Annotated in this window: 23 protein-coding genes and 2 pseudogenes; 14 read left to right on the top strand and 11 right to left on the bottom strand. The window is 64.7% G+C overall.

Translation table 11 applies throughout. The annotated features are described in order from the left end of the window. Positions 1 to 60: 60 nt before the first annotated feature. Positions 61 to 1,611 (bottom strand): acyl-CoA synthetase, encoded by a 1,551-nt coding sequence (locus AC5V87_RS38460; RefSeq protein WP_495369567.1) that lies wholly within the window; start codon positions 1,609 to 1,611, stop codon positions 61 to 63. 264 nt (positions 1,612 to 1,875) lie between these two features. Here AC5V87_RS38460 and AC5V87_RS38455 point away from each other — a divergent pair. From AC5V87_RS38455 to AC5V87_RS38425, 7 genes and pseudogenes are all read left to right on the top strand, one after another. After that, positions 1,876 to 3,014 (top strand): annotated as a pseudogene (locus tag AC5V87_RS38455) (acyl-CoA dehydrogenase family protein). Between the two features lie 117 nt (positions 3,015 to 3,131). Beyond that, positions 3,132 to 4,287, top strand: a pseudogene (locus AC5V87_RS38450) (acyl-CoA dehydrogenase family protein). 63 nt (positions 4,288 to 4,350) lie between these two features. Beyond that, positions 4,351 to 5,007 (top strand): glutathione S-transferase family protein, encoded by a 657-nt coding sequence (locus AC5V87_RS38445; protein ID WP_495369566.1) that lies wholly within the window; start codon positions 4,351 to 4,353, stop codon positions 5,005 to 5,007. Positions 5,008 to 5,214: 207 nt separating this feature from the next. Beyond that, entirely contained in the window at positions 5,215 to 6,015 is an 801-nt protein-coding gene (locus tag AC5V87_RS38440) for a helix-turn-helix transcriptional regulator (protein ID WP_456841489.1), read from the top strand. 198 nt (positions 6,016 to 6,213) lie between these two features. After that, on the top strand, positions 6,214 to 7,080 hold the full coding sequence (locus tag AC5V87_RS38435) for a beta-keto acid cleavage family enzyme (RefSeq protein WP_495369565.1): 867 nt from the start codon (positions 6,214 to 6,216) through the stop codon (positions 7,078 to 7,080). 100 nt (positions 7,081 to 7,180) lie between these two features. Next, positions 7,181 to 8,797 (top strand): acyl-CoA carboxylase subunit beta, encoded by a 1,617-nt coding sequence (locus AC5V87_RS38430; protein WP_456841487.1) that lies wholly within the window; start codon positions 7,181 to 7,183, stop codon positions 8,795 to 8,797. Next, entirely contained in the window at positions 8,794 to 10,767 is a 1,974-nt protein-coding gene (locus AC5V87_RS38425) for an acetyl/propionyl/methylcrotonyl-CoA carboxylase subunit alpha (protein ID WP_495369564.1), read from the top strand. The genes AC5V87_RS38430 and AC5V87_RS38425 overlap by 4 nt, the downstream gene beginning before the upstream one ends. A 93-nt stretch (positions 10,768 to 10,860) precedes the next feature. Here the strand turns inward: AC5V87_RS38425 and AC5V87_RS38420 are convergent, their stop codons facing one another. The 6 genes from AC5V87_RS38420 to AC5V87_RS38395 form a co-directional block, all read right to left on the bottom strand. Beyond that, positions 10,861 to 11,847, bottom strand: coding sequence for an ABC transporter ATP-binding protein (locus AC5V87_RS38420; protein WP_495369563.1), 987 nt, complete (start codon positions 11,845 to 11,847; stop codon positions 10,861 to 10,863). Next, complete coding sequence (locus AC5V87_RS38415; protein WP_495369562.1) at positions 11,844 to 12,851, bottom strand: ABC transporter ATP-binding protein; 1,008 nt, start codon at positions 12,849 to 12,851, stop codon at positions 11,844 to 11,846. Before AC5V87_RS38415 ends, AC5V87_RS38420 begins: the two co-directional genes overlap by 4 nt. Continuing rightward, the gene (locus AC5V87_RS38410; RefSeq protein ID WP_495369561.1) at positions 12,851 to 13,744 is read right to left on the bottom strand and encodes an ABC transporter permease; all 894 of its coding nucleotides are present in this window, start codon (positions 13,742 to 13,744) and stop codon (positions 12,851 to 12,853) included. Before AC5V87_RS38410 ends, AC5V87_RS38415 begins: the two co-directional genes overlap by 1 nt. A 9-nt stretch (positions 13,745 to 13,753) precedes the next feature. After that, on the bottom strand, positions 13,754 to 14,701 hold the full coding sequence (locus AC5V87_RS38405; protein WP_495369560.1) for an ABC transporter permease: 948 nt from the start codon (positions 14,699 to 14,701) through the stop codon (positions 13,754 to 13,756). Positions 14,702 to 14,737: 36 nt separating this feature from the next. After that, positions 14,738 to 16,336, bottom strand: a complete 1,599-nt coding sequence (locus AC5V87_RS38400) for an ABC transporter substrate-binding protein (protein WP_495369559.1) — start codon at positions 16,334 to 16,336, stop codon at positions 14,738 to 14,740. Positions 16,337 to 16,632: 296 nt separating this feature from the next. Next, positions 16,633 to 17,649 carry a 1-aminocyclopropane-1-carboxylate deaminase gene (locus AC5V87_RS38395; protein ID WP_495369558.1) on the bottom strand — a complete coding sequence of 339 codons (1,017 nt, stop codon included), beginning with the start codon at positions 17,647 to 17,649 and terminating at the stop codon, positions 16,633 to 16,635. 160 nt (positions 17,650 to 17,809) lie between these two features. Here AC5V87_RS38395 and AC5V87_RS38390 point away from each other — a divergent pair, with 160 nt between their 5' ends. Next, positions 17,810 to 18,274, top strand: a complete 465-nt coding sequence (locus tag AC5V87_RS38390; RefSeq protein WP_036014765.1) for an Lrp/AsnC family transcriptional regulator — start codon at positions 17,810 to 17,812, stop codon at positions 18,272 to 18,274. A 115-nt stretch (positions 18,275 to 18,389) separates the two neighbouring features. Beyond that, positions 18,390 to 18,950 carry a carboxymuconolactone decarboxylase family protein gene (locus AC5V87_RS38385; protein ID WP_456841999.1) on the top strand — a complete coding sequence of 187 codons (561 nt, stop codon included), beginning with the start codon at positions 18,390 to 18,392 and terminating at the stop codon, positions 18,948 to 18,950. Here the strand turns inward: AC5V87_RS38385 and AC5V87_RS38380 are convergent. Then, complete coding sequence (locus AC5V87_RS38380) at positions 18,947 to 19,144, bottom strand: hypothetical protein (protein ID WP_456842000.1); 198 nt, start codon at positions 19,142 to 19,144, stop codon at positions 18,947 to 18,949. The genes AC5V87_RS38385 and AC5V87_RS38380 overlap by 4 nt on opposite strands. 518 nt (positions 19,145 to 19,662) lie before the next feature. Here AC5V87_RS38380 and AC5V87_RS38375 point away from each other — a divergent pair. Continuing rightward, positions 19,663 to 19,911, top strand: a complete 249-nt coding sequence (locus AC5V87_RS38375; protein ID WP_456843505.1) for a hypothetical protein — start codon at positions 19,663 to 19,665, stop codon at positions 19,909 to 19,911. Positions 19,912 to 19,920: 9 nt separating this feature from the next. Here AC5V87_RS38375 and AC5V87_RS38370 read toward each other — a convergent pair whose 3' ends face one another. Continuing rightward, entirely contained in the window at positions 19,921 to 20,856 is a 936-nt protein-coding gene (locus tag AC5V87_RS38370; RefSeq protein WP_456842001.1) for an alpha/beta hydrolase, read from the bottom strand. 137 nt (positions 20,857 to 20,993) lie between these two features. Here AC5V87_RS38370 and AC5V87_RS38365 point away from each other — a divergent pair, with 137 nt between their 5' ends. Further along, the gene (locus AC5V87_RS38365; RefSeq protein WP_495369557.1) at positions 20,994 to 21,881 is read left to right on the top strand and encodes a branched-chain amino acid aminotransferase; all 888 of its coding nucleotides are present in this window, start codon (positions 20,994 to 20,996) and stop codon (positions 21,879 to 21,881) included. Positions 21,882 to 21,978: 97 nt separating this feature from the next. Here AC5V87_RS38365 and AC5V87_RS38360 read toward each other — a convergent pair whose 3' ends face one another. Then, positions 21,979 to 22,596, bottom strand: a complete 618-nt coding sequence (locus AC5V87_RS38360) for a class I SAM-dependent methyltransferase (RefSeq protein WP_495369556.1) — start codon at positions 22,594 to 22,596, stop codon at positions 21,979 to 21,981. Between the two features lie 108 nt (positions 22,597 to 22,704). Then, a complete protein-coding gene (gene phaR, locus AC5V87_RS38355) occupies positions 22,705 to 23,295 on the bottom strand; it encodes a polyhydroxyalkanoate synthesis repressor PhaR (protein ID WP_080140538.1) in 591 nt (196 codons plus the stop codon). A gap of 315 nt (positions 23,296 to 23,610) precedes the next feature. On the opposite strand from phaR, the gene AC5V87_RS38350 reads away from it, so the two are divergent. From AC5V87_RS38350 to yddG, 3 genes are all read left to right on the top strand, one after another. Continuing rightward, a complete protein-coding gene (locus AC5V87_RS38350) occupies positions 23,611 to 24,789 on the top strand; it encodes an acetyl-CoA C-acetyltransferase (RefSeq protein ID WP_495369555.1) in 1,179 nt (392 codons plus the stop codon). Positions 24,790 to 25,029: 240 nt separating this feature from the next. Beyond that, positions 25,030 to 25,755 (top strand): acetoacetyl-CoA reductase, encoded by a 726-nt coding sequence (phbB, locus tag AC5V87_RS38345; protein WP_495369554.1) that lies wholly within the window; start codon positions 25,030 to 25,032, stop codon positions 25,753 to 25,755. 115 nt (positions 25,756 to 25,870) lie between these two features. Beyond that, positions 25,871 to 26,740: an aromatic amino acid exporter YddG gene (yddG, locus tag AC5V87_RS38340; RefSeq protein ID WP_495369553.1), complete on the top strand. Its 870-nt coding sequence runs from the start codon at positions 25,871 to 25,873 to the stop codon at positions 26,738 to 26,740. Positions 26,741 to 26,743 lie beyond the last annotated feature (3 nt).

The raw sequence follows: 26,743 nt of genomic DNA, 5'->3' as shown, positions 1-26,743 counted from the left end.
GTCTCTTGGGGTGGAGCAGGCACTTTCAAAACATAAAAGCGCCCGCGAGGGGCGCTTCGGTCAGGCATTGGCGGCTTTCTTGTCGACTTCGGAGGCCACCGAGAATTCCTTGCGCAAGGTCGGCTTGTGGATCTTGCCGGTGGCGTTGCGCGGCAGTGCATCGACGAAGCGGACCTGGCGCGGGCATTTGAAGCGCGCGAGGTTCGCCGCGCAATGCGCGAAGACCTCGGCTTCGCTCAGCCGCTGGCCCGGTTTGACCGCGATGATGGCAAGGCCCACCTCGCCCCATTGCGCATCGGGAATGCCGATCACCGCGGCTTCGGCGATCGCGGAAAGCTGATGCAGGACGTTCTCGACCTCGGCCGGATAGACGTTCTCGCCGCCGGAGATGTACATGTCCTTCCAACGGTCGACGATGTAGTAGAAGCCTTCGTCGTCGACGCGTGTTGCGTCGCCCGTGTGCAGCCAGCCGTCGGTGAAGGAGGTCTTGTTGGCCTCCGGCCTGTTCCAATAGCCGGGCGTGATGTTGGGGCCTTTCACCCAGAGCTCACCGAGCTCGCCGACATCTGCATCGCTGCCGTCGGGCCGCACGATGCGCACCTCAGTGTGCAGCACGGGCTTGCCGGCGGAGCCCGCCTTGCGCGCCGCATCCTCGCGATCGAGCACCAACACGGCCGGCGAGGTCTCGGTCATGCCGTAGCCCTGCTGGAGCGCGACGCCGCGCGCCTCCCACACTTTCAAGAGCGGCACCGGCATCGGCGCGCCGCCGACACCGCCGACGATCAGCCGGGACAGGTCGGTCGTTGCGAAGGCCGGATGCTGCGCCATGAACTGGTAGATCGCGGGCACGCCGAAGAACACGTTGATGCCCTGCGCGGGATCATCGATCAGGCCGAGCGCCGTGCCGGGATCGAAGGCGCGCATGATCATCACGGTGCCGCCGGCATGCAGCACCGGATTCGTGTAGCAATTGAGACCACCGGTGTGGAACAGCGGCAGCACGGTGAGCAACACCGAAGACGGCCCGATGCAGGCGGGGCCGCCGAGATTGACGCAATTCCAGAAGGTCATGCCATGGGTGATAGTCGCGCCTTTCGGATGCCCCGTGGTGCCCGACGTGTACATGATGGTCGAGACGTCATCGAGCGTGACCTCCTCGGCGCGGTCGAGCGGCTTTGCGGCGGCGATGCCGGCCTCGTAGGCGCCGCCGGGGCCGAGCAGCAGGCTGGTCGCGACGCCGCAAAGCTTGGCGACGGCGAGCGCGGTTTCGGCCAGATCGGTGTCGTGGATCATCACCTTCGGCGCACAGTCACCGGTGATGAACTGGAGTTCGGGAACGGTGAGGCGGGTGTTGAGCGGCACGAAGATGGCACCGAGCCGGCCGCAGGCGAACTGCACCTCGAGCGTATCGGTCGTGTTCATTGCCAGCACGGCGACGCGATCGCCGCGCGAGACCTTCAACGTGTCACGGAAGAACGAAGCGAGGCGCGAGACGCGGCCATCGAGCTGCGAATAGGTGAAGCGGCGCTCGCTGGCGAGGTCGATCACCGCAACCTTGTTTGGCGTCCGGCGGCCATGGTGGGCGATCCAGTCGTAATAACGAACGGCCAAAAATCCCTCCCTGGGCGTCCTGTGCCGCCTCGCGTCGCTGGTTCCGTGCACCATGCCCGGCATGGCCTGGGGCCAGCCGGAGTCTGTGCAGCAGTCTTTTTTGATCCGGAGTTGGCCTGCGAGGGGTGAAAATCGTCTTGCGTTGAGTTGCTAGGCCATGGGTGCGGTGGAGCGGTTCCTCCGGTCAGCCACTCTGCGCAAGTGAACGGCAAATGTTCCGGCCATGGTGAATGAGCCGAATCCGCCAGCAGGGCGAGAGTTGTGATGAAGAGTCCGTTCTATACCGCCGAGCACGACGCCTTCCGCGAGGTCATGCGCCGCTTCGTCGAGAAGGAGGTCGCCCCGTTCGCCCATGAATGGGACGAGGCCGGCGAATTCCCCCGTACGCTCTATCGCAAGGCGGCCGAGATCGGCCTTCTTGGGCTCGGTTTCCCCGAGGAATATGGCGGGATCGCCGCCGACCAGTTCATGAAGATCGTCGCGAGCCAGGAATTGGCGCGCGCCGGGGCCGGCGGCGTCAGCGCCAGCCTGATGAGCCACACCATCGGCGCGCCGCCGATCGCGCGGGCCGCGCGGCCCGAGGTGAAGGCGAGGGTGCTGCCGCAGGTGCTGGCCGGCGAGAAGATCTCCGCGCTCGCGATCACCGAGCCGGGCGGCGGCTGTCTGATGTCGCGAACCTCCGCACCCGGGCGCGGCGCGACGGGGATCACTACGTCGTGAGCGGCGAGAAGACTTTCATCACGTCAGGCGTACGCGCCGACTATCTGACCGTTGCGGTGCGCACCGGCGGCGAGGGCGCGGGCGGCGTCAGCCTGCTCCTGGTCGAGGGCGATACGCCCGGCCTGTCGCGCACCAAGCTGAAGAAGATGGGCTGGTGGGCCTCCGACACCGCTACGCTGCATTTCGACGCGTGCCGGGTGCCGGCCGAGAACCTGATCGGCGAGGAGGGCCAGGGCTTCAAGATCATCATGCAAAACTTCAACAGCGAGCGGATGGGCATGGCGGCGAGTTGCACCGCCTTCGCCCGCGTCTGTCTCGACGAGGCGATCGCCTACGCCAAGGAGCGCAAGACCTTCGGCAAGCCGCTCGCCCAGCACCAGGTCATCCGCCACAAGATCGTCGACATGGCACAGAAGGTTGCGGCAAGCCAGGCGATGCTGGAGATGCTGGCCTGGCGGCTGGAGCAGGGCGAGAGCCCGGTCGCCGAGATCTGCATGATGAAGAACCAGGCGACCCAGACCATGGCGTTCTGCGCCTCGGAAGCCGTGCAGATCTTCGGCGGCGCTGGCTTCATGCGCGGCATCAAGGCCGAGCGGATTTACCGCGAGGTCAAGGTCAACGCCATCGGCGGCGGCACCGAGGAGATCATGAAGGATCTGGCGTCGCGGCAGATGGGGTTGTGAACTCACCGTCATTCCGGGGCGAGGCGAAGCGTCGAACCCGGAATCTGGATATTATAGGACTCATCTCTGGATTCCGGGTTCGCGCTATGCGCGCCCCGGAATGACAAAAGGGAAAAAATGCTATTCACCGCCGACCACGACGACATTCGCCGCTCCTTGCAAAAATTTATCGCGCACGAGATCAATCCTCATGTCGATGAATGGGAGAAGGCCGACATCTTCCCGGCGCATGAGCTGTTCAAGAAGATGGGCAGCCTCGGCTTCCTCGGGCTGAACAAGCCGGTCGAGTTCGGCGGCTCGGGCCTCGACTATTCCTATGCAGTGATGATGGCGGAGGAGCTTGGCGCAATCACCTGCGGCGGCGTGCCGATGGCGATCGGGGTGCAGACCGACATGGCAACGCCGGCGCTGGCGCGGTTCGGCTCGGACGAGGTGCGGCGCGAATTCCTCAGCCCATCGATATCAGGCGATTACGTCGCCTGCATCGGCGTCTCCGAGCCCGGCGCGGGCTCCGACGTCGCTTCAATCAAGACCAATGCGCGCTCCGATGGCGACGACTACGTCATCGATGGCGGCAAGATGTGGATCACCAACGGCACCCAGGCGGACTGGATCTGCCTGCTCGCCAACACCGGCGATGGCCCCGTTCACCGCAACAAGTCGCTGATCTGCGTTCCCATGAAGAGCAAGGGCGTCACGGTTGCCCGCAAGCTCGACAAGATGGGAATGCGCTCGTCGGACACCGCGCAGATCTTTTTCGACAATGTCCGCGTGCCCAAGCGCAACCGGATCGGTGAGGAGGGCAAGGGTTTTACCTACCAGATGATCCAGTTCCAGGAGGAGCGGCTGTGGGGCGCGGCGGCCTGTTTGAAGGCGCACGAATACATTATCGATCAGACCATCGGGTACACGCGCAATCGCAAGGCCTTCGGGAAGTCGATCCTCGATAATCAGGTCGTCCATTTCAAGCTTGCGGAGATGCAGACTGAGGTCGAGCTGCTGCGCGCGCTGATCTATCGCGCCGCCGAGCAGCTGGTCGCCGGCGAAGATGTGACGCGGCTTGCGACCATGGCCAAGCTGAAAGCCGGCCGGCTCAGCCGCGAGCATCACTGATGCCTGCTTGCAATATTGGGGCGGAATGGGCTTTACCAACGAAACGCCGGTCAGCCGTGCCTATCGCGACAGCCGCCTGACCTCGATCGGCGGCGGCGCCGACGAGGTGATGCTGATGGTGCTGTGCAAGATGATGGGCACGCTGCCGGGAAGTCATTGAGTTTGAGCATGATCTTGTCGGAAAACCGCTTCACACCGATCATGCTCTGAGGGGGAACGCCTGATGATCACGCTCTATCATTGCGACGCCGCGCGCTCGTTCCGTCCGCTCTGGATGCTGGAGGAGATGGGGCTGCCCTATGAATTGAAGATGCTGCCGTTCCCGCCGCGGGTGTTTGCCAAGGACTATCTCGGCATCAATCCGCTCGGCACCATCCCTTATCTGATCGACGGCGAGACGCGGATGACCGAATCGTCCGGCATCTGCCATTACCTCGGCATCAAATACGGCCCGACGCCGCTGATGGTCGGCTCCGAAGATCCCTCCTATGGCGCGTTCCTGAACTGGATGTATTTTAGCGATGCCACGTTAACCTTCCCGCAAACGCTGGTGCTCCGATACACCCAGCTCGAACCGGAAGAGCGCCGCGTTCCGCAGGTCGCCACCGATTACGCCAAATGGTTTCTGGGCAGGCTGCGCGCCGTCGAGGCAGCGACGGCCGATGCCGAAACATTGTGCGCGGGCCGTTTCACCGCCGCTGACATTGTCATCGGTTATGCGCTCCGCCTCGCCGACAATATCGAGCTCGCCAAGGACTTCGGGCCAAATGTCGCAGCCTATTGGGCGCGCCTGCAGCAGCGCAATGGTTTCAAGCGCGCGGTTGCTGCGGAGCAGAAGGCCGGCCTTGAGCAGAATGTTGCGCCGCGCGTGAGGGCGTAAGGGAAGCTGTCATTCCGGGCCGCGCAAAGAGCGCGAAGCGGAATGCCGTGCCGACATCTGCCGCGCTTTGGCGGACCGGGTGGGACCGCCCCCGGAACGACGGCGCATGTTTTCATGACAGCGCTATCCCGTCGTGACAGCGCCCAAATTTCCGCTAAGGTGACCTCCGTCCGCAGCGGCCAAAGAGCCGTGCGAGGAGGATGCCCAATGGATTATAGCGGTCGCGAATCCGACCATCTGATGCTGATCACGCCCGAGCGAGTCTTTTACGCCGGCCTGCTCGGCAGGCCCCGGAAGCGGACTCCGGGCTGCTGCCATGTCTATGTGGCCGTGAAGGGCAATCTCCACCTGACCATCGACGACGCTCTCGCCACCGGCGAATTGTTCGTCACGCTGCCGAACCAGCGCCATTCGATCGCCAGTGACTACCGCACCGCAATCAGCGTCACGCTGGAGCCTGAGAGCATGCCCGATGGCGTGCTGGAAGCGCTGGCCCAGCGGCTGATGGGGCCGGACCGGGCGGTCTATGCCCGCAAGATCCTGGCTGCGTACGCGCTGCTGCGCCAGCGCCGCTACGGCGACATCACCACCGCCGAATTCGACGAGATGTGTTTTGGCGAGGCCCTGCCGCGCCGCGTGCTGGACCCGCGCGTGATGCGCGCGGTCGCCCGCATCGAGCGTTTCTCCGGCGAGCCGGTGACGGCCGATACATGTGCGGCTGAAGCCGGCCTCTCTGCCTCGCGCTTCCTGCATCTGTTCAAGGAAGAGACCGGCATCTCGTTCCGCTCCTTCCGTGCCTGGAAACGCGCGCGGTATCTCTTGCACTTCGCCAACCAGGATCTCAACCTCGCCCATCTCGCGCAGGATATCGGCTATCCCGACAGCACCCATTTCAGCCATTCGATCCGTCGTTTCTATGGATTGAAGCCGCGTGCGATCTTCGTCGGCTCGCGTGATCTCGCGATCTATCGCAGCACCGAGACGGTGCGGCTCGCGGAGGCGGGCTAGCACGGCTCTCGTAGGGTGGGCAAAGCGAAGCGTGCCCACGATCTTTCTCAATGCGGAAATGTGGTGGGCACGGCGCAAGAGCGCCTTTGCCCACCCTACGACAGCTCGTCTTTGGCTAGCTTCTCCGCGCAAGAAGCCTCATGCCCCGCATCACATGATCGCAAACGTTGAATTCTCAACGTGCGAGACATTTTTGGCATGAGCGACAAGGCCGTCATCACCTGCGCGCTGAACGGCGTGCTCACCGACCCGAAGCAGCACAACGTGCCCGTGACGCCCGAGCAGATGGCGCGCGAGGCCAAGGCTGCGTTCGATGCCGGCGCCTCCATCATGCACATCCATCTGCGCCAGCAGGCGCCGGATAAAGGGCATCTTCCGTCGTGGGAAGTCAGTGTCTCCAAGGAGATCCAGCAGGCGATCCGCGAAGCCTGCCCGGGTGTCGTCATCAACCACACCTCGGGCGTGTCAGGGCCGAACTACTCTGGTGCGCTCGACTGCATCCGCCAGACCAGGCCAGAGATCGCCGCCTGCAACGCCGGCTCGCTGAATTATTTGAAGGTCAAGGCTGACAACACGTGGGCCTGGCCGCCGATGATGTTCGACAACGCGGTCGAGAAGGTGAAGGACTATCTCGACGTTATGAACGAAGTCGGCACCATCCCCGAGTTCGAATGCTTCGACGTCGGCATCGTCCGCTGTGTCGGCATGTATCACCAGGTCGGCATGTACAAGGGCCCGCTCGAGTATAATTTCGTCATGGGTGTCGCCTCCGGCATGCCCGCTGATCCCGAGCTGCTACCGATCCTGATCAAGCTGAAGCGTCCCGAAGCGCATTGGCAGGTCACGGCGATCGGCCGTGAGGAGATCTGGCCGCTGCATCAGCGCTGCGCCGAGCTCGGCGGCCACTTGCGCACCGGTCTCGAGGACACGTTTTATCTCGCCGACGGCAAGAAGGTGACGTCGAACGGCCAGCTGATCGAGGCCATCGCCGCCTGTGCCCGCCGCGCCGGCCGCGAGATCGCGAGCCCGGCCGAGGCGCGGAAGATCTTTGGGACGAATCGCTGAACATCTCCGTCGTTCCGGGGCGATGCGTAGCATCGAACCCGGAACCTCGAGATTCCGGGTTCACGCTGCGCGTGCCGCGGAATGACGACCAGGGTCTATTATGTCCATTCTCGAAAACACCATTTCCCCCGGCAGCGCCGCCTACCACGCCAACCGCGACGGCATGCTCGCGCTGATCGACCGCATGCGCGCATTGGAAGAGCGCACGCGCGCCGCGTCCGCTGCCGCAAAAGATCGCTTCCACAAGCGTGGACAATTGCTGCCGCGCGAGCGCGTCGCGCTGGTGCTCGATCCCGGCGCGCCCTTCATCGAGCTGTCGACCCTCGCCGGCTATATGTTCGACGTGCCGGATGCGGCCAAGAGCGTGCCGGGCGGCGGCGTCATCGCCGGCATCGGTTTCGTCTCCGGCATCCGCTGCATGGTCAGCGCCAGCGATTCAGGCATCGATGCCGGTGCGCTGCAGCCCTACGGCCTCGACAAGACACTGCGGGTGCAGGAGCTCGCGCTGGAGAACAAGCTGCCTTATGTGCAGCTCGTCGAGAGCGCTGGCGCCAACCTGCTGCGCTACCGCGTCGAGGACTTTGTCCGCGGCGGCAACATCTTTCGCAATCTGGCGCGGCTCTCGGCCGCCGGCTTGCCGGTCGTCACCGTGACGCACGGCTCCTCCACCGCGGGTGGCGCCTATCAAACGGGCCTGTCCGACTACATCGTCATGGTCCGCGGCCGCACCCGCGCCTTCCTCGCCGGTCCGCCGCTCCTGAAGGCCGCAACTGGCGAGATCGCGACCGAGGAGGAGCTCGGGGGCGCCGAGATGCACACGCAAATCTCCGGCCTCGGCGATTATCTCGCCGAGGACGACCGCGATGCATTGCGCATCGCGCGCGAGATCATGGCGGCATTGGAATGGGAGCGGCCGGGCCGCGCCGCATCGGAGTTCAAGCCGCCGCGCTACGACCAGGACGAGCTGCTCGGCATTATGCCGATGGACCACAAGCGCCCTGTGGACATGAAGCAGGTGATCGCGCGCATCATCGACGATTCCGATTTCACCGAGATGGCACCGAACTATGGCCCTGCCACCGTCTGCGGCCATGCCCGCATCGAGGGCCAGGCCATCGGCATCATCACCAACAACGGTCCGCTCGATCCCGCCGGCGCCAACAAGGCGACGCATTTCATCCAGGCCTGCTGCCAGACCCGCACGCCGCTGCTCTATCTCAACAACACCACGGGCTACATGGTCGGCAAGGCCTATGAAGAAGCCGGCATGATCAAGCACGGCTCCAAGATGATCCAGGCGGTGACCTCGGCGACGGTGCCGCAGATCACCATCTATTGCGGCGCCTCGTTCGGCGCCGGCAATTACGGCATGTGCGGCCGCGGCTTCCATCCGCGCTTTTGCTTCTCCTGGCCGAACGCCAAGACCGCCGTGATGGGCGGCGAGCAGGCCGCCGAGACCATGGCGATCGTGACCGAAGCCGCTGCCGCCCGCCGCGGCAAGCCGATCGAGAAGGACAAGTTGGAGGCCATGAAGGCGCACATCGTCGGCGTGTTCGACGGCCAGATGGACGTGTTCTCGACCAGCGCCCGCGTGCTCGACGACGGCGTGATCGATCCGCGCGACACCCGCGCGGTGCTGTCCGAAGTGCTCGCGATCTGCCGCGAGGGCGATCGGCGGACGCCCCAGCGCATGCAGTTCTCGGTGGCCCGCCCATGAGGAACGGATCAGTGCAGCACCGGCCGTTCTATAGGGTTCTGGTCGCCAATCGCGGCGAGATCGCACTGCGCGTGATGCGTAGCGCGCGACGGCTGGGCCTCGGCGTCGTCGCGGTCTATTCGGATGCCGATCGTGACGCGCTCCATGTGCGTCAGGCCGACCAGGCCGTGCGCATTGGCGAAGCCTTGCCGGCGCAATCCTATCTCAACATCCCCGCGATCATCGCGGCCGCCAGGGCGAGTGGCGCCGATGCCGTTCACCCCGGCTATGGCTTCCTCGCCGAGAACGAAGATTTCGCGCGAGCCTGCAAGGATGCAGGCCTCGTCTTCATCGGCCCGTCGCCCCAGGCGATCGAGGCGATGGGCAATAAGGCCGGCGCCAAGGAGATCATGAAGAAGGCCGGCGTGCCCGTCGTGCCCGGCTATCAGGGCACGGAGCAGGGCGACGAGATCATGTTCGCGGAGGCCAAAAGGATCGGCTTCCCCGTCATGATCAAGGCCGTCGCCGGCGGCGGCGGACGTGGCATGCGACTTGTGACCGATGCCGCGTCTTTCCCCGATGCGCTACGCAGCGCGCGTTCCGAAGCGAAGGCCGCGTTCGGTGATCCCACCGTTATTCTCGAACGCGCCATCCAGAATCCGCGCCACATCGAGATCCAGGTGTTCGGCGACAGCCATGGCAACGCCATTCATCTCGGCGAGCGCGATTGCTCGGTACAGCGGCGCCACCAGAAGCTGATCGAGGAGGCGCCGTCGCCAGCGGTGACGCCCGAGCTGCGCGCGAAAATGGGCGAGGTTGCGGTCGCCGCAGTGAAAGCACTGCGCTATGAGGGGGCGGGCACCCTGGAATTCCTGCTCGATGCCAGCGGCGCGTTCTACTTTATGGAGATGAACACGCGCCTCCAGGTCGAGCATCCCGTCACCGAGGCGATCACCGGGCTCGATCTCGTCGAGCTGCAGCTGCGCATCGCGCGCGGCGAGGCGCTGCCGGTGAAACAGCAGGACATCCGCTTCACAGGCCACGCCATCGAGGTGCGGCTGTGCTCGGAAGATGCCGCGCATGATTTCATGCCGCAGTCCGGCCGCATGGCGCGCTGGCAGGTGCCTGACGGCGTCCGTTTCGAGCACGCGCTGCAATCGGGTTCGGAGATCCCGCCGTTCTACGATTCCATGATCGCCAAGATCATTGGCCACGGCGCGACGCGCGAGGAGGCGAGGGGGCGGCTGATCGTTGGCCTCGAGCAACTCACGGCGTTCGGCGTGACCACTAACCAGGCCTTCCTGATGTCGTGCCTGCGTCATCCCGGCTTCGTCAAGGGCGAGGCGACGACGGCGTTCATCGGCGCGCATCGGGGCGAGCTGCTGACACCACGCTCGAACGCCGCATTCGATACCGCGCTCGCGGGCCTGCTGCTCTACGTCACCAATCCGCGGGCGCCGTCGTGGCAAAGCGGGCGAAGCCTCGCGGCGCCGTTCCCGCTGCCGGCAAAAATCGAGATCGCCGGCCAGGCGCATGACCTCGAAATCACGCGCGAGCGCGATGGCAGCTATAGTGTCGCCGCCGAAGGTCGCCAGGACAAGTTCGAGATCGACCAGCTCTATGCCGACGCGATCCGCTTCCGCCATGACGGCGTGATGGATAGCGCAAAATTCCTGCGCGATGGCGATCGCCTGTTCGTTCAGCACCGCGGCATTCCGCTCGCGGTCACCGACCTCACCCTCGCCGCACCGAAGGCCAGTGCGAGCAACGGCGGCGACGGAAGGGTCCGCGCCGCCATGAATGGCCGCGTCGTCGCGGTGCTGGTCAAGCCGGGCGACCGCGTCACCGCCGGCCAGCCGGTGATGACGCTGGAAGCGATGAAGATGGAGCACGTCCACAAGGCCGGCATCGACGGCGTGGTTTCGGCAATCGACGTCACCGAGGGCGAGCAGGTGACCACGGGCAGGATCGTGGCGGAGATCGGGGCATAGCCTCGTGTCCCGGACGCGCGAAGCGCGAGCCGGGACCCATGTCTTCGAGCATACGAGCGGCACTGGGTCCCCGCTTTCGCGGGGCCACGAGACCTACGCTGGCCGCCCCGTCCCCTCGTTGAGCAGACATGCCACCTGGTGTCCGTCGCCCGCATCCATCAGCGCCGGCCGCTCGGTCTTGCACCGCTCCATCGCAAACCGGCAGCGCGTGTGAAACGCGCAGCCGGGCGGCGGAGTGACCGGGCTCGGCACGTCGCCATCGACCAGCGGCACGAGCCTCTTCGCGAGCGGATTGGCGACTGGCACGGAGGCAAGCAGCGCCTGCGTGTAGGGATGGCGCGGATTCCTGAACAGCTCGTCCTTGTCGGCGATCTCGACGATGCGGCCGAGATACATCACCGCGACGCGGTGGCTGATATGGGCGACCACGGCGAGGTCGTGCGCGATGAAGAGATAGGAGAAGCCGTGCTGGCGTTGCAGGTCGATCAACAGATTGATTACCTGCGCCTGGATCGAGACGTCGAGCGCGGAGACCGGCTCGTCGCAGACGATCAGCCGCGGCTCGAGCGCGAGTGCCCGCGCGATGCAGATGCGCTGGCGCTGGCCGCCGGAGAATTGGTGCGGGAAATTGCGCATTTGGTCCGGCCGCAGGCCCACCTGCTCGAACAGTTTTGCGACGCGCGCCTCCAGCGCCTTGCCGCTCGCGAGGCCGTGCACGGCGAGCGGCTCGCCGACGATGTCGCCCGCGGTCATGCGCGGATTGAGCGAGGCAAAGGGGTCCTGGAACACGATCTGCATCGAACGGCGATGCTGGCGCAGCGCGGTCTTGGACAGATGCGTGATGTCCTCGCCTTCGAGACGGATCTGGCCCGAGGTCGGCTCGACCAGCCGCAGCACGCTGCGCGCCACCGTCGACTTGCCGCAGCCGGATTCGCCGACGAGGCCGAGCGTCTCGCCGGCGCCAAGCGAGAACGAGACGCCGTCGACCGAGTGTACGGTGCCCACCTGCCGGCGCAGCACCCCGGCGCGCACCGGATAATATTTCTTGAGGTCGGTGACCTCGAGCAAAGCCCGGCTCATGCCACCTCCGCAACTTCAGCCGCGCGCCAGCACGCCGCGAGATGGCCGCCGCCCCAGTCCGCCAGCGGCGGATATTCGGCTTCGCAGCGCTTGATCGCGAGCTTGCAGCGCGGCGCGAAGGCGCAGCCTTTCGGCAACCGGACCAGCGACGGCACCGTGCCGGGAATCTCGTTCAGCCGCGCCTGCGCGGCGACGCCGGATGCGGGTACGGCCGGGATCGAGGCCATCAGCCCGCGCGTATAGGGATGCTTCGGTGCGGCGAACAGCGCTTCGACACTGGCTTCCTCGACCTTCCTGCCCGCATACATCACGATCACGCGCTGCGCGGTCTGCGCGACGACGCCGAGATCGTGCGTGATCAGCACGAGCCCGGTGCCGAGCTCCTTCTGGAGGTCGAGGATCAGGGCAAGGATCTGCGCCTGTATGGTGACGTCGAGCGCGGTGGTCGGCTCGTCCGCGATCAGCAGGGCCGGCCGGCAGGCCAGCGCCATCGCGATCATCGCGCGCTGACGCATGCCGCCGGAGAGCTGGTGCGGATACTCCTTCGCCCGCCGCTCCGGCTCGGGGATGCGCACCAGCCGCAGCATCTCGACCGCGATGTTCTGGGCCTCCTTGGCCGTGATGTTCCGGTGCAGCCGCACCGCTTCGGCGATCTGGTCACCGATCCGCATCACCGGATTGAGCGAGGTCATCGGCTCCTGGAAGATCATGGAGATGCGATTTCCGCGGATCTTGCGCATCTCGGCTTCGTCCAGTGCCAGCAGATCGGTGCCCTCCAGCGAGACGGAGCCGCCGACGATGCGGCCGGGCGGATCTGGCACCAGCCGCATCAGGGACAACGCGGTGACGCTCTTGCCGCAGCCGGATTCGCCGACGATCGCCAGCGTCTCGCCGCGCTTCACCGTGAAGGAGACGTCGTCGACGGCCTTGAAGAGACCCGAATTGGTGAAGAACACCGTCCTCAGGTTCCTCACATCGAGCACGAGGTCGGATTCTTTCGCCATCAGCCGCGCTGCCGGGGATCGAGGATGTCGCGCAGGGCGTCACCGAACAAATTAGCGCCGAAGACGGCGAGGCTGATCGCGATGCCTGGGAAGATCACCAGCCACGGCGCGGTGCGGACATATTCGGCGGCGGACTCGGAGAGCATGCGGCCCCATGACGGATAAGGCTCGGGAATGCCGAGGCCGAGGAAGGAGAGGGAAGCCTCGGTGAGAATGGTCGAGCCGAGCTGGGCGGTGGCGAGCACGATCAGCGGCGCCAGCGTGTTCAGCAGCACGTGGCGCAGCGCGATGCGCACCTCGCTCATGCCGATCGATTTGGCGGCTTCGACGAAGGGCTGCTCGCGCAGCGCCAGCGTGTTGGCGCGGATGACGCGCGACACGGTCGGGATCAGCGGAATGGCGATGGCGATGATGACGTTCGGCAGCGACGGGCCGAGCGCCGCCGTCATGATCAAGGCGAGCACCAGCAGCGGCAGCGCCTGAAGGACGTCGGAAACGCGCTGGAACACGAGATCGACCCAGCCGGAGAGATAGCCGGAGGTGAGGCCGACGACGACGCCGATGGTGCCGCCGAGCGCGGTCGAGCCGATGCCGACCGCGAGCGAGATCCGCGCGCCATGGATGATGCGGCTGAACACGTCGCGGCCGAACGAATCCGTCCCCATCCAGTGCGCCCAGCTCGGCCGCGCCAGCGCGCGCGCGGCGTCGACCGTTAGGGGATCGTAGCGCGCGATGAAGTCGGCGAAGATCGCGGTCAGCACGAACACCGTCATGATGACGAGCCCGGCCGCGCCCAGCACGTGCCGCTGCGCCATGAACAGCACGCGCCGCCAGCCCGCGGTCGCATGCGCCCCGGCGCGTCTCAGCTCAACGTCATAGTCGATCGCGGCCAAACAGCTCTCCTAATCCGTGTACCTGATCCGCGGATCGAACACCGCGTAGAGCATGTCGACGGTGAAGTTGGCGAACACGACGACGACAGCGATGAACATCACGAGGTTCTGCACGATCGGATAATCGCGCCAGCGGATCGCCTCGACCAGGAAACGCGCGACGCCGGGGATATTGAACACGGTCTCGGTGACGATCAGGCCGCCGATCAGGAACGCCGCTTCGATGCCGATCACGGTGATGACGGGCAGAATCGCGTTCTTCAGCGCATGGTGATAGTTCACGGCGGCGTCGGAGGCGCCCTTGGCGCGCGCGGTGCGGATATAGTCCTGCCGCAGCACCTCCAGCATGGAAGACCGCGTGATGCGCATGGTCAGCGCCGCGCTGCGAAATCCGACGGCGGCGGCCGGCACGGCGTAGGTCGCGAACGCCTCGAGCCAGGTCTGCGGATTGGGATTGAAGATCGGCATTTGGCCGAACATCGCCACCGACGCGGTGAGAATGAGAAGGCCAAGCCAGAACGAGGGCAGTGACAGGCCGCTGAGGCTGACGACGCGCAAGGCGTAGTCGAGCCGCGTGCCCTGCTTCACCGCGCTGATGACGCCGAGCGGGACGCCGATCGATGCCGAGAACAACAGCGCAAGGCCGGCGAGCCGCGCCGTGATCGGAATCCGTGGCAATATCTCCTGGAGAGCCGGCTTCTCGGAGACGTAGGAGTAGCCAAAGTCGCCGCGCAGGAATCCGCTGATCCAATGCCAATACTGCACGACCATCGGTTGGTCGATGCCGAGCTCCTTCTCCAGATTGGCCTTGTCGGCGGGATCGACATAGCCGGCGGCGGCGAACAGGATGTCGACGATGTTGCCGGGCACGATCCGCAGCAGGAAGAAGATGACGACCGAGATCCCGAACAGGGTCACGAGCATCAGGAACAGGCGCCGCACCAGATAGGCAAACATGCATCGCCTCCTGCTGAACCCGTCAGCCGCCCGCCGCTACTTGTCCATCCACACGTCTTCGTAGCGGTATCCATTATAGGAGCTGTTCGACATTACCGTCACGCCCTTGACGTAGGGCTTCCAGCACGTGCCGGTGCGCGCGTGGAAGATGATCGGACGGGCGACGTCCTCCTGCAACTTCTTGTCGATCTCCCACACCAGCTTCTTGCGCTTGGTGATATCGGTCTCCTGCGACTGCACGTCGAACAGCTTCTCGATCTCCTTGTTGCAATAATTGGTGTAGTTGCGCTCCGAGCCGCAGGAATAGTTCTCGTAGAAGGACTGGTCCGGGTCGTCGACGGCATTGCCGGTGAGGTTCAGGCCCAGCATGTAGTCCTTGCGCGCGACCTTCGGGAACCAGTTCGCGGTCTCGACCACGTCGAGCTCGCCGTCGATATAGATGCTCTTGAGCTGGTCGATCAGGATCACTGCGGGATCGCGGTAGACCGGGATGTTGCGGGTCGAGATCTTCACCGCGAGATGCTTGTCCGGTCCGTAACCGGCCTTTTGCATCAGCTTTCTGGCTTGCTCACGATTGGCGTTCACGTCGGGGCCGTAACCGGGAATGCTCTCCAGCATCTCCTTCGGCATCGCCCAAAGCCCCGCCGGCGCAGGTTCCATGGTGCCGCCGATGTCGCCCTGACCCTCGAACATGATGTTGATGAAGGCCTTGCGGTCGAGCGCCAGCGCCATCGCCTTGCGGATGTCGGCATTGTCGAACGGCGCGGCGGTCGAGTTGACGATGATGTTGGTGGCGACGTTGTTGGGCTCGACGACGCACACCGCGCTCGGATCCTGCGATTTGACGTCCTTGAGCAGCGGAATGCTGACCTCGGTCGGGAACGTCATGTCGAACTTGCCGGCGACGAAGGCGAGGATGGCGGTCGAGCGGTTCGGGATGATGGTGAACTCGATGCCGTCGAGATAGGGCCGGCCCTTGCGCCAATAATCGGTGTTGCGCGTCAGCTTGATCGATTCATTGGCCTTGAACTCGACGAACTTGAATGGGCCGGTGCCGATCGGATGCGTGCGCATGTCGCCGGGCGAGACGTGGCAGGGATAGACCGGCGTGTAGCCCGAGGCGAGCAGCGCCAGCAGTGAAGGCTGCGGCCGCTTCAGGTTGAAGGAGACCTCGAAATCGCCATTGGTCGAGACGTCGTTGACCTGCTCGTACCAGCTCTTGCGTGGATTCTGGCGGAACTTCTGCTGCGCCTTGCCCATCAGCATGTCGAAGGTGCATTTGACGTCGGCCGAGCTGAATGGCTTGCCGTCATGCCATTTCACGCCCTGGCGCAGCTTGAAGGTCAATGTCCTATTGTCGTTCACCCAGGCCCAGCTCTCCGCGAGCTCGGGCACGATGTTATCCATCCTGTTCTGGGGCTCGTCCTGCTTGTAGATGACGAGGTTGTTGAACACGGGCATGAAGGGAACATTGAGCGAATAGGTCGCGCCTTCATGGATGGAGGCGTTGCCAGGGCTGTCGCGGTGATACATCCGCAGGATTCCGCCCTGTTTGGGCTCGCCGGCGACTGCAATGGTCGAAAACGCCAGCCAAGATAGCGCCGCCGTCGCGGCAAGCGCCCGCACGCTCCGCATCCTCGTCCTCCCTGGACATTAGTTCTTTTGGGCCTTTTCGGCCTGTTTGTCAGGACGATAGCGACGCGCATAAAACGAGGCAACCCGTAAGGCCGCTTGCCGCCTCGACAATTCGGATGACGGAAGGCCGCAAATCGTCATCCCGGACAAGCGAAGCGCCGATCCGGCATCCATAACCACATGGAGTGGTTTGGCGAAGACTCGGAGTTGCCAGCCTCCGCCTCACTGCTCCCTGTGGTTATGGGTCCCTGCTTTCGCAGGGACGACAGCGGAGGGGAGGCGCGCCGCCGCCTCACTCACCCATTCCTGAACGCATAAGCATAGCCGTTCAGTGCCGGCGCGCCGCCGAGATGTGCGTACAAAATCTTCGCGCCCTTCTCGAAATGATCCTTCTGCACCAGATCGATCAGGCCCTGCATCGACTTGCCCTCATAGACGGGGTCGGTGATCATGCCTTCGAGCCGCGCGGTGAGGCGGATCGCCTCCTTGGTCTCTTCGGACGGCACGCCATAGGCGGGATAGGCGTAGTCCTCGATCAGCACGAGGTCATCGGCGACGAGCTCCTTGCCGAGCTCGACCAGTTTTGCGGTGTTCTGCGCGATCTCGAGCACCTGCGCCTTGGTCTGCGCCGGCGTGAACGACGCATCGATGCCGATCACTTTGCGCGCACGGCCATCGGCCGCAAAGCCGACCAGCATGCCGGCATGGGTGGAGCCGGTGACGGTGCAAACGATGATGTAGTCGAACTTGAAGCCGAGTTCCTTCTCCTGCTTGCGGACCTCCTCGGCGAAGCCGACATAGCCGAGCCCGCCATATTTGTGCACGGAGGCGCCGGCGGGGATCGCGTAGGGCTTGCCGCCCGCCGCCTTCACCTCTTCGATCGCCTGCTCCCAGCTCTTGCGGATGCCGATGTCGAACCCGTCATCGACCAGGCGCACGTCGGCGCCCATGATGCGCGAGAGCATGATGTTGCCGACGCGATCATAGACCGCGTCCTCGTGCGGCACCCAGGCCTCCTGCACCAGGCGGCACTTCATGCCGATCTTGGCGGCCACCGCGGCGATCATGCGGGTGTGGTTCGACTGCACGCCGCCGATCGACACCAGCGTGTCGGCGTTGGAGGCGATCGCATCGGGGATGATGTATTCGAGCTTGCGCAGCTTGTTACCGCCATAGGCGAGGCCGGAATTGCAGTCCTCGCGCTTGGCATAGATCTCGACCTTGCCGCCGAGATGCTTTGACAGCCGCTCCAGCTTCTCGATGGGCGTCGGGCCGAAGGTCAGCGGATAGCGCGGAAATTTGTCGAGCTTCATGGGAGATCCCGGTTGGCGTTGAGGTCTGGGGACGTCGCTAGCATCAACCCGGCAAAATGTGCTCTCGAATTTTGCAGCCATATTGCGCCAGATCTTGCGGAGTTGGAGCCACTTCGGCACACTCCTTCCGAATTTACGAGGATATGTGGAAGCTTCTTCCATGGCCGCGCGTCTCGACCGCACCGACCTTAAGATCCTGAGATTGCTGCAGAATAACGGCCGGCTCAGCAATGCGGAGCTGGCCGAAACCGTTGCGATCAGCCCCGCCACCTGCCATCGCCGCACCCAGCGCCTGTTCGAGGACGGTTTCATCGCGACTGTGCGGGCCATGGTGGCGCCGAAGAAGGTGGCGAAGGGGACCCTGGTGATGGTCGGCGTCGTGCTCGATCGCTCGACGCCGGAGAGTTTTGCGACCTTCGAGCAGGCCGTTGCAAAACTGAAATTCGTGCTCGACTGCCACCTCGTCGCCGGCGACTTCGACTATTTCCTGAAAATCCGCGTCGGCGACATGGAGGATTTCAACCGCATCCACGGCGAGCAGCTCATCGCGCTGCCCGGCGTGCGCCAGACTCGCACCTTCTTCGTGATGAAGGAAGTCGTCGACAACGCGCCCCTGGAGTTTTGAGCGGAGCCGATGCTCCGACGCCACTTTTCGAATCGCACGGTCGTCACGGCAACTTCACTTGCCACGCAGGCACATGCGGGCGAGCCTCGGCGCTTCTCAACGAGGAGATCCTGCCGTGCGCCTTCCCATTCTCGATCCGAAGGATCTGACCGCCGAACAGAAGCCGCTCTATGACGACATGCGAGCCGGCATCACGGACCACTTCAAGGGCTTCGTGAACATGCGCGATGACGGCGCGCTGCTCGGGCCCTGGAACCCCTGGATTCGCGAGCCGCGCTTTGGCAGGCCGGTGTGGGACTTGGTCAAGGCGATCGCATCGAATCCGCTGCTGCCGGCGCCGGTGCGCGAGGTCGCGATCCTCGTCACCGGCTCGCATTTCCGCTCCGGCTATGAGCTCTATGCCCACGTGCTGGTCGCCGAGCAACGCGGCCTCTCCGACGAGAAGCTCGCGACCATCGTCGCCGGCCAGCGGCCGGTCGATCTCACCAAGCAGGAAGCGGTCGCCTACGACATGGCATCTGCGCTGGTGAGTGGTGGCGTGCTGCCGGAGCTGACTTATCGGGCGGCGGTGAAGGAGTTCGGCGAGCACGGTGCGGCCGAGCTGTCCTATCTCGTCGGCGTCTATTGCATGGTCTCGGTCACGCTCAACACCTTCGACGTGCCGGTGCCTGACTAGTTACGTACGGCGTAGACCGGCGTGCGCAAGGTCAGCTGATAGGACGGCTTCGGCATCCACGCGATCTGTGCGGTGATGCCGAACATGCGGTTGTCGTTATCGTCTATGCGGTCGAGATCGAGCCGCAGGATCGGCTGGGTGAAGGACTCCGCCAGGGTCCGGCCTGCGAGCTGTGCGCCGCCGAACGATTGCATGCGGCGAGACCCGATCGCTGACGTCGACCGTCAGCGGCAGGTCGAGGGCGATCGATTTCGCCGCCGGCAAGCCGTTCGGCAGTGCCGCTCCGCGTTGTGCCGCCAGCGCCTCGAACGCGGCCGACAAGGACGTGTTGCCGAAGCCGAGCCCGAGCGCGCCTGCGGGAATCGTTGCATAGATGGTGCGGAGATCGAGATAGATGTTCGGGACAGTCGGCTTTGCGGGCTCGTCCTCTTCGTCGCCGGCGGCGAAGGCGGCGCCTGCCGAAATCGTCAGGCCAAGCAGCCCGATCACGACGGGCAGAGCCGGACGGTATGATCGGCTCGGTGGGGCACGTGACAATCCGGCGCGTGGCGCTCTGATGACGGAATCGTGTTTTAGATGGAACGTGATCATTCACCCGGTCAAGCGCTATCCGCTAGCGGTGGACGAGGCGGATGTGCGCGGTTACCCTCCCCTGATTGCTCTGACACACTCGCCGGCCAGAGTGCGGCCGGACAATGGAAGGACGACAGACATGAACACGTCACGCCGCATTTTGCTCACTGGTCTGGCGGGGCTCGCTGTTGCTCCGACTGCTGTCGCCGCTGCCGTGCCGTCGCCCGAGCCCGGCGAGGTGACGGTTGCCGAAGAGCGCTTCGCCCGCACGATCGCCGCTGCGCATGCGCCCGATATCAATTGCGCGCGTCAGGCCGAGCGTTATGCGGACGCGCATTGGCCGGAATATGTTGTAGCGGCGCGTGCTGTGATCGGCGTGCGCGTGTGATTCGCGCCTTTATTTCTCCACCGCGCGCCTGACCTGCTCGCCGATCTGCGACAGTACGAGCTGGGCCTGCGGCAGGATCGCGCCCATGGCGTGGAAATTGTGGACCATGCCGTCGTGGCAGACGTGCTCGACGGCGACGCCGGCGGCGAGCAGCTTGCGGGCGTAGGCATTGCCCTCGTCGCGCATCGGATCGAACTCGGCGGTGTGGATGATCGCGGTCGGCAGGCCCGCGAGCCGTGTCGCGCGCAGCGGCGAGATACGGGGATCGGCGGCATCCTGGCCTTCGGGAAGATAGTCGGCGAGATCGGCCTCGATCGTGACCCGATCGATCAGATGGCCTTCGGCGAATTCCTCGCGCGAAGGCGAGGTCTCTTCGAAATCCAGCACCGGGCAGATCAGGCATTGCGCGACGATGCTGAGGCCGGCGCTTTGCGCGGCCTCCTGGCACACGATCGCAGCCAACGTGGCGCCGGCGGAATCGCCGCCGACCACCAGCCGCTCGGCGTCGATTCCGAGCGAAGCTGCTTCGCGCGCGGCCCATTCGGTGGCGGCGATCGCATCGTCCACGGCGGCTGGGAATTGATGTTCGGGCGCGAGCCGGTAGTCGACCGAAACGAGGCGGCAGCCGGTCGCATGCGCCAGCGCCGCGGCGATGCGGTCATGCGTGGCAATGCTGCCGGCGACGAGCCCGCCGCCATGAAAGAACACGAAACCCGGCGCGCGCTCGCCGGCAGAAGCGGGCGAATAGAGCCGATAGGGCAGCGCTCCGCCGGGGCCGGGGAGAGTGCCGTCGGACGTCGTCACGTCAGGCGCGTCAGCGCGCGCGAATTGCATCAGCTTTGCCAGCGACTGCCGCCGCGCCTCGACGCTCGGCCGGCTCCTTGCTTGCGGTCCAGCCGCAGCCATCATGGTCAACAATCGCTTGGCGAGCGGATCGAGCGGCATGGGAGTCTCCGTGACGTGGCCGATATTATATGCCGGTTTTGCTCTGACTTCCCCTCCCCTGGAGGGGTCGAGTCCCCGCAGCAAATCGTTTAGAAATTGGGACAATAGTGCCGGAACACTTCCACGGGAGGCCAACCATGGCCGAGATCAAGAAACCCATCGAATATTCGCCGAGCTGGACCTTCTTCGAGGGCAAATGGCACGACGGCAATGTGCCGATCATGGGCCCCCGCACGCATGCGGCCTGGCTCGGCTCGGTCGTGTTCGACGGCGCGCGCGCGTTCGAGGGCGTCGCGCCCGATCTCGACCGTCACGTCGCCCGCGCCAACCAATCCGCGATCAATTTCGGCCTGAAGCCGATGGTCGACACTGGCACCTGGCTCTCGCTCGCCAATGAAGGCATCGCGCGCTTTGCGCCAAATGCCGAGCTTTACATCCGTCCGATGTATTGGGCGCAGAACGGCTCGGGCGGCGGCGTGCTGTTCGACCCCGAGACCACCGATTGGTGCCTGTGCATCTACGAGGCGCCGATGCCAAAGCCCGTCGGCAACGCCATCACGCTATCGCCGTTCCGCAGGCCGACCGCCGAATGCGCCCCGCTGGAGGCGAAGGCGGCCTGCCTCTATCCGAACAATTCGCGAGCACTGGCGGAGGCCGCTTCCCGCGGCTTCCAGAACGCGCTGATGCTCGACATGCTCGGCAACGTCGCCGAGTTCGGCAATTCCAACGTGTTCATGGCGAAAGACGGCGTGGTGTTCACGCCGGTGCCGAACGGCACCTTCCTCAACGGCATCACGCGCCAGCGCGTCATCAGCCTGCTCCGCGGCGACGGTGTCACCGTGGTCGAGAAGACGCTGCGCTATGCCGACTTCCTCGCCGCCGACGAGATCTTCTCCACCGGCAACTTTGCAAAAGTCGCGCCGGTGATCCGCATCGACGAGCGCGAGCTGAAGCCCGGGCCGCTCTACGCCAAGGCGCGCAAACTCTATTGGGACTTTGCGCATGCGGTGAAGCTCGCGGCTTGATCTGTGCGTTCCGCCGTCATGCCCGGGCTTGTCCCGGCATCCACGTTCTTCTTCGCGTATGCGTGGATCGCCGGGGACAAGCCCGGCCAAGACAGAGCTAAGCCTGTCGCCGAAACCGGCTGAACTGAAACGCCTGTGTCGATTCCCACGGGGTGTGATGCGTCTCGCGGCGCGTCTCGACCAGCGCGAACTCCGGCCCGAGCTCCGCGGCGAGGCTCGCACTGTCGTGCCGCTGCACCGGCAGGCCGCTGCATTTCTCCGGACCATCGGGCGCAAACGTCGCGATGATGACGTGCCCGCCTGGTTTGACTGCCGTCCGCAGGCGTTCGACATAAGCAGCCCTGTCGTTCGGATCGGTCAGGAAGTGAAACGCCGCGCGATCGTGCCAGACATCGTAGGTCTTCGCGGGGCGCCACGTCGTGGCATCGGCGACGATCCAGTCGACCGTTGAAGCGACGGCGCCGATGCGCTTCTTGGCCGCGTCAAGCGCATTGGTGGACAGATCCAGCACAGCGAGATCACGGTATCCGTCTCGCAGTAGCGCATCGGCCAGCCGTGAGGCTCCGCCGCCGATATCGATGATGGCCGCGTCATGGTCCGGACGGGCCGCGCGAATCATATCGAGCGAGATCGTTGGGCTGGCCTGAAACCAGCTGACCTCTGCCTCGCCCTTGGTGGCGTAGACGTTCTGCCAGTGCGTGGTGCGGTCAGACATGGCGGCTCCGGCCTCGGCCGCGGGACAGCAGCGCGTAAGCGGCGCTGCCGTGATTAAGTGGCAATTCGCGCGTCCGCCGAGTGCGGACGCGCCGGCGCGAACGAAGGGCTACTCGTCCTTCTTCGACATCCGCTCGAGGCGCTCCTGCATTTCCTTCATCTGCTGGCGCAGATCGTCGATGTTGCTGTCCTTCGGCGCCTCGGCGTTGGCATCGGGCTCCGGCTCGGGGCTCGCTGCCGGGCGGGGTGCGGCGAACGGCTTGAACATCGAGAAGGTCTGCTGGAACAGTTCCATGTTGCGGCGGACCTGCTCTTCCAGCGGTGCGAACGGCGTGCCGGACAGCGTGTTGGCGATCTGCTTGCGGAATTTCTCCTGCTCCTGAGTCAGCGTCGCGATCGACTGCTCCAGATATTTCGGCACCACCATCTGCATGCTGTCGCCGTAGAAGCGGATCAGCTGGCGCAGGAAGGTTGTCGGCAGCAGATTCTGGCCGGCCTTGTTCTCCTGCTCGAAGATGATCTGGGCCAGCACGGAGCGGGTGATGTCGTCGCCGGTCTTGGCGTCGTAGACCAGGAAATCTTCGCCGTCCTTGACCATGGCGGCGAGGTCTTCCAGCGTCACATAGGTGCTCGTTCCGGTGTTATAGAGCCGGCGGTTCGCGTATTTCTTGATGGTGGTGGGTTGGTCTGATTTCGCCATGGGCTCTCACTTGCAAACGCTGAGAACGGGAACCCGGCGGCTATGCCGCAGGGCGGGAAGAGTACGCAACGCAACAAAATAAGCATTTTCAAAGGGGTCACGCTACCGTTTTGTGCGCCACGGTTAATCGGGCGGCAAAAACGTGCTTGCGAAAGCGCCAAGAACGCTATTTTGAATGCGCTGCGGCATGAATTCGGTCGCCGGCCGATTGACATGCCTCAACGACGTTAACAGGATGCCTGACGAGACTGACGGGCCTTTTTCCAACCGCCCGCCTGCCCCTTTTTCGAAAACCTCAAGCCCCAGGAGATGCCCATGTCAGACGATGTCGTCATCGTCAGCGCCGCCCGCACCCCGGTCGGAAGCTTCAACGGAGCCTTCGCGACCCTTCCCGCTCATGACCTCGGCGCCATTGCCATCAAGGCCGCGCTGGAGCGTGGTGGCATCGAGCCCGGCCGGGTCTCGGAAGTCATCATGGGCCAGATCCTGACCGCGGCTCAGGGCCAGAACCCCGCCCGCCAGGCCTCGATCATGGCCGGCATTCCGGTCGAAAGCCCGGCCTGGGGCGTGAACCAGCTTTGCGGCTCCGGCCTGCGCACCGTTGCGCTGGGCTACCAGGCGCTGCTCAATGGCGATTCGGAGATCGTGGTTGCCGGCGGCCAGGAATCCATGAGCATGGCCCCGCACGCCCAGCACCTGCGCGGCGGCGTCAAGATGGGCGGCCTCGAGCTGGTCGACACCATGATCAAGGACGGCCTGTGGGATGCCTTCAACGGCTACCACATGGGCAACACCGCCGAGAACGTCGCGCGGCAGTGGCAGATCACCCGTGCCCAGCAGGACGAGTTCGCCGTCGCCTCGCAGCAGAAGGCCGAGGCCGCGCAGAAGGCCGGCAAGTTCAAGGACGAGATCGTCCCCGTCACCATCAAGACCCGCAAGGGCGACGTCGTTGTCAGCGACGACGAATATCCGCGCCATGGCGCAACGCTCGATGCCATGGCCAAGCTCAAGCCCGCCTTCGAGAAGGACGGCACGGTCACCGCAGGCTCGGCCTCGGGCATCAATGACGGCGCTGCCGCCGTGGTGCTGATGACCGCCAAGCAGGCGGCCAAGGAAGGCAAGAAGCCGCTCGCGCGCATCGTGTCCTGGGCGCAGGCCGGCGTCGATCCGAAGATCATGGGCTCGGGCCCGATCCCGGCCTCGCGCGCCGCACTGAAGAAGGCCGGCTGGAGCGTCGGCGATCTCGACCTGATCGAGGCCAACGAGGCCTTCGCGGCGCAAGCCTGCGCCGTCAACAAGGACCTCGGCTGGGATACCTCGAAGGTCAACGTCAATGGCGGCGCGATCGCGATCGGCCATCCGGTCGGCGCCTCCGGCGCGCGCGTGCTGGTGACCCTGCTGCATGAGATGCAGAAGCGCGATGCGAAGAAGGGCCTCGCCACGCTGTGCATCGGCGGCGGCATGGGTATCGCGATGTGTGTGGCGCGCGACTGAACGTCGCCGGCGTGAAACTGACGCGTGCGCCGCACACCTGATTGAGTGCGTTGCACGCGACTAAAAAGGCGGCGAGTGCAAATCAAATATTCTTCGCAACTGCGCAGGCCTCGACTAAATACGAACGCCCGGCTCAACGCCGGGCGTTTTGTTCTTGATGTCCGTCAAACCAGCCGCATAATCCACCGTTAAAAACGATCACTCAGAAACGTCCGAAGAGTCCAAGGGAAGGAATACGACATGGCACGTGTTGCATTGGTGACGGGTGGTACACGGGGCATCGGAGCTGCGATCAGCAAGGCGCTGAAGGCGGCCGGCTACAAGGTCGCGGCGAGCTACGCCGGCAACGATGCGGCGGCGGAGAAGTTCAAGGCTGAGACCGGTATCGCCGTCTATAAGTGGGACGTCAGCAGCTTCGACGCGTGTGCCGAAGGGGTGAAGAAGGTCGAGGCCGATCTCGGGCCGATCGAGGTGCTCGTCAACAATGCCGGCATCACCCGCGACACTGCCTTCCACAAGATGACGCTCGAGCAGTGGAATGCCGTCATCAACACCAATCTCGGCTCGCTGTTCAACATGACGCGGCAGGTGATCGAGGGCATGCGCGCGCGCAAGTTCGGCCGCATCATCTCGATCTCATCGATCAACGGACAGAAGGGACAGTTCGGCCAGGTCAACTATTCCGCGGCGAAGGCCGGCGACATCGGCTTCACCAAGGCGCTCGCGCTGGAGAACGCCAAGGGTGGCATCACCGTGAATGCGATCTGCCCCGGTTATATCAACACCGAAATGGTGCAGGCGGTGCCGAAGGACGTTCTGGAGAAGAGCGTGATTCCACAGATCCCGGTCAGCCGGCTCGGCGAGCCCGAGGAGATCGCGCGCGCGGTCGTGTTCCTCGCGGCCGACGAGGCCGGCTTCATCACGGGATCGACCATGACCATCAATGGCGGTCAGTATCAGGCCTGACACGGCGGCACGCCCATGGGCTAAATGCCTGTAGCATCAGGCCCGACAAGGCGATAGTGAAGACGAAATGCCCGGCCTCGCGCCGGGCATAAACGTCCTCATAGCCGTTTGATCGATGACCCCCCGCACAGCCACACTGATCGGACTGACCGCGATCCTGATGTGGTCGCTGCTGTCAGTGATGACGGTCGCGACCGGAAAGATCCCGGCGTTCCAGCTCGCTGCGATGACCTTTGCGATCGGCGGTCTCGTCGGCCTTTTGACCTGGATCGGCCGCAGCGATACCGCCACAAGCCTGCGCCAGCCGCTGGTCGTGTGGGTCGTCGGCGTTGGCGGCCTGTTCGGCTATCACGCGCTGTATTTCCTGGCGCTGCGCTTCGCGCCGCCGGCGGAAGCTGGCCTTCTGAATTACATGTGGCCGCTCTTGATCGTGTTGTTCTCGTCCTTCCTGCCGGGCGAGCGGCTTGCCGTGCATCACGTCATCGGCGCCGTGCTCGGCCTCGTGGGCACCGTGTTGCTGTTCGCCGGCAACACCAGCGGTTTTGCGCCGGGGGCGGTGCCGGGATTGATTGCGGCGTTCATCGCCGCCTTCGTGTGGGCGACCTACTCGGTGCTGTCGCGCCGGCTCAAGGCGGTGCCGACCGATGCGGTCGCGGGCTTCTGCCTCGCCACATCTCTGCTCGCCGCGCTGATGCATGGCGTGCTGGAATACACGGTGTGGCCGGAGACCGCGGTGCAATGGCTCGCCGTGATCGGGCTCGGCATCGGCCCGGTCGGCGCCGCCTTCTACGCCTGGGACGTCGGCATGAAGCGCGGCGACATCCGCGTGCTTGGCGCCGCCTCCTACGCGACGCCGCTGCTCTCGACCGGCTTCCTCATCGCCGCCGGCTTTGCCAAGGCCAGCGCCAACATCGCCATCGCTGCGATCCTGATCGCCGGCGGCGGCCTGATCGCGGCCAAAGACATGGTGCTGAGGAAGCGATGATCG

The organism is Bradyrhizobium sp. SOJA106 (assembly GCF_059448745.1).
This window is presented reverse-complemented; position numbering and strand designations above follow the sequence as displayed.

Coding starts and splice junctions, on each gene's coding strand:
- AC5V87_RS38445 (WP_495369566.1), top strand. CDS start 4,351: ATGATCACGCTCTATCATTGCGACGCCGCGCGCTCGTTCCGTCCGCTC.
- AC5V87_RS38440 (WP_456841489.1), top strand. CDS start 5,215: ATGGATTATAGCGGTCGCGAATCCGACCATCTGATGCTGATCACGCCC.
- AC5V87_RS38435 (WP_495369565.1), top strand. CDS start 6,214: ATGAGCGACAAGGCCGTCATCACCTGCGCGCTGAACGGCGTGCTCACC.
- AC5V87_RS38430 (WP_456841487.1), top strand. CDS start 7,181: ATGTCCATTCTCGAAAACACCATTTCCCCCGGCAGCGCCGCCTACCAC.
- AC5V87_RS38425 (WP_495369564.1), top strand. CDS start 8,794: ATGAGGAACGGATCAGTGCAGCACCGGCCGTTCTATAGGGTTCTGGTC.
- AC5V87_RS38420 (WP_495369563.1), bottom strand. CDS start 11,847: ATGAGCCGGGCTTTGCTCGAGGTCACCGACCTCAAGAAATATTATCCG.
- AC5V87_RS38415 (WP_495369562.1), bottom strand. CDS start 12,851: ATGGCGAAAGAATCCGACCTCGTGCTCGATGTGAGGAACCTGAGGACG.
- AC5V87_RS38405 (WP_495369560.1), bottom strand. CDS start 14,701: ATGTTTGCCTATCTGGTGCGGCGCCTGTTCCTGATGCTCGTGACCCTG.
- AC5V87_RS38400 (WP_495369559.1), bottom strand. CDS start 16,336: ATGCGGAGCGTGCGGGCGCTTGCCGCGACGGCGGCGCTATCTTGGCTG.
- AC5V87_RS38395 (WP_495369558.1), bottom strand. CDS start 17,649: ATGAAGCTCGACAAATTTCCGCGCTATCCGCTGACCTTCGGCCCGACG.
- AC5V87_RS38390 (WP_036014765.1), top strand. CDS start 17,810: ATGGCCGCGCGTCTCGACCGCACCGACCTTAAGATCCTGAGATTGCTG.
- AC5V87_RS38380 (WP_456842000.1), bottom strand. CDS start 19,144: ATGCAATCGTTCGGCGGCGCACAGCTCGCAGGCCGGACCCTGGCGGAG.
- AC5V87_RS38375 (WP_456843505.1), top strand. CDS start 19,663: ATGAACACGTCACGCCGCATTTTGCTCACTGGTCTGGCGGGGCTCGCT.
- AC5V87_RS38370 (WP_456842001.1), bottom strand. CDS start 20,856: ATGCCGCTCGATCCGCTCGCCAAGCGATTGTTGACCATGATGGCTGCG.
- AC5V87_RS38365 (WP_495369557.1), top strand. CDS start 20,994: ATGGCCGAGATCAAGAAACCCATCGAATATTCGCCGAGCTGGACCTTC.
- AC5V87_RS38360 (WP_495369556.1), bottom strand. CDS start 22,596: ATGTCTGACCGCACCACGCACTGGCAGAACGTCTACGCCACCAAGGGC.
- phaR (WP_080140538.1), bottom strand. CDS start 23,295: ATGGCGAAATCAGACCAACCCACCACCATCAAGAAATACGCGAACCGC.
- AC5V87_RS38350 (WP_495369555.1), top strand. CDS start 23,611: ATGTCAGACGATGTCGTCATCGTCAGCGCCGCCCGCACCCCGGTCGGA.
- phbB (WP_495369554.1), top strand. CDS start 25,030: ATGGCACGTGTTGCATTGGTGACGGGTGGTACACGGGGCATCGGAGCT.
- yddG (WP_495369553.1), top strand. CDS start 25,871: ATGACCCCCCGCACAGCCACACTGATCGGACTGACCGCGATCCTGATG.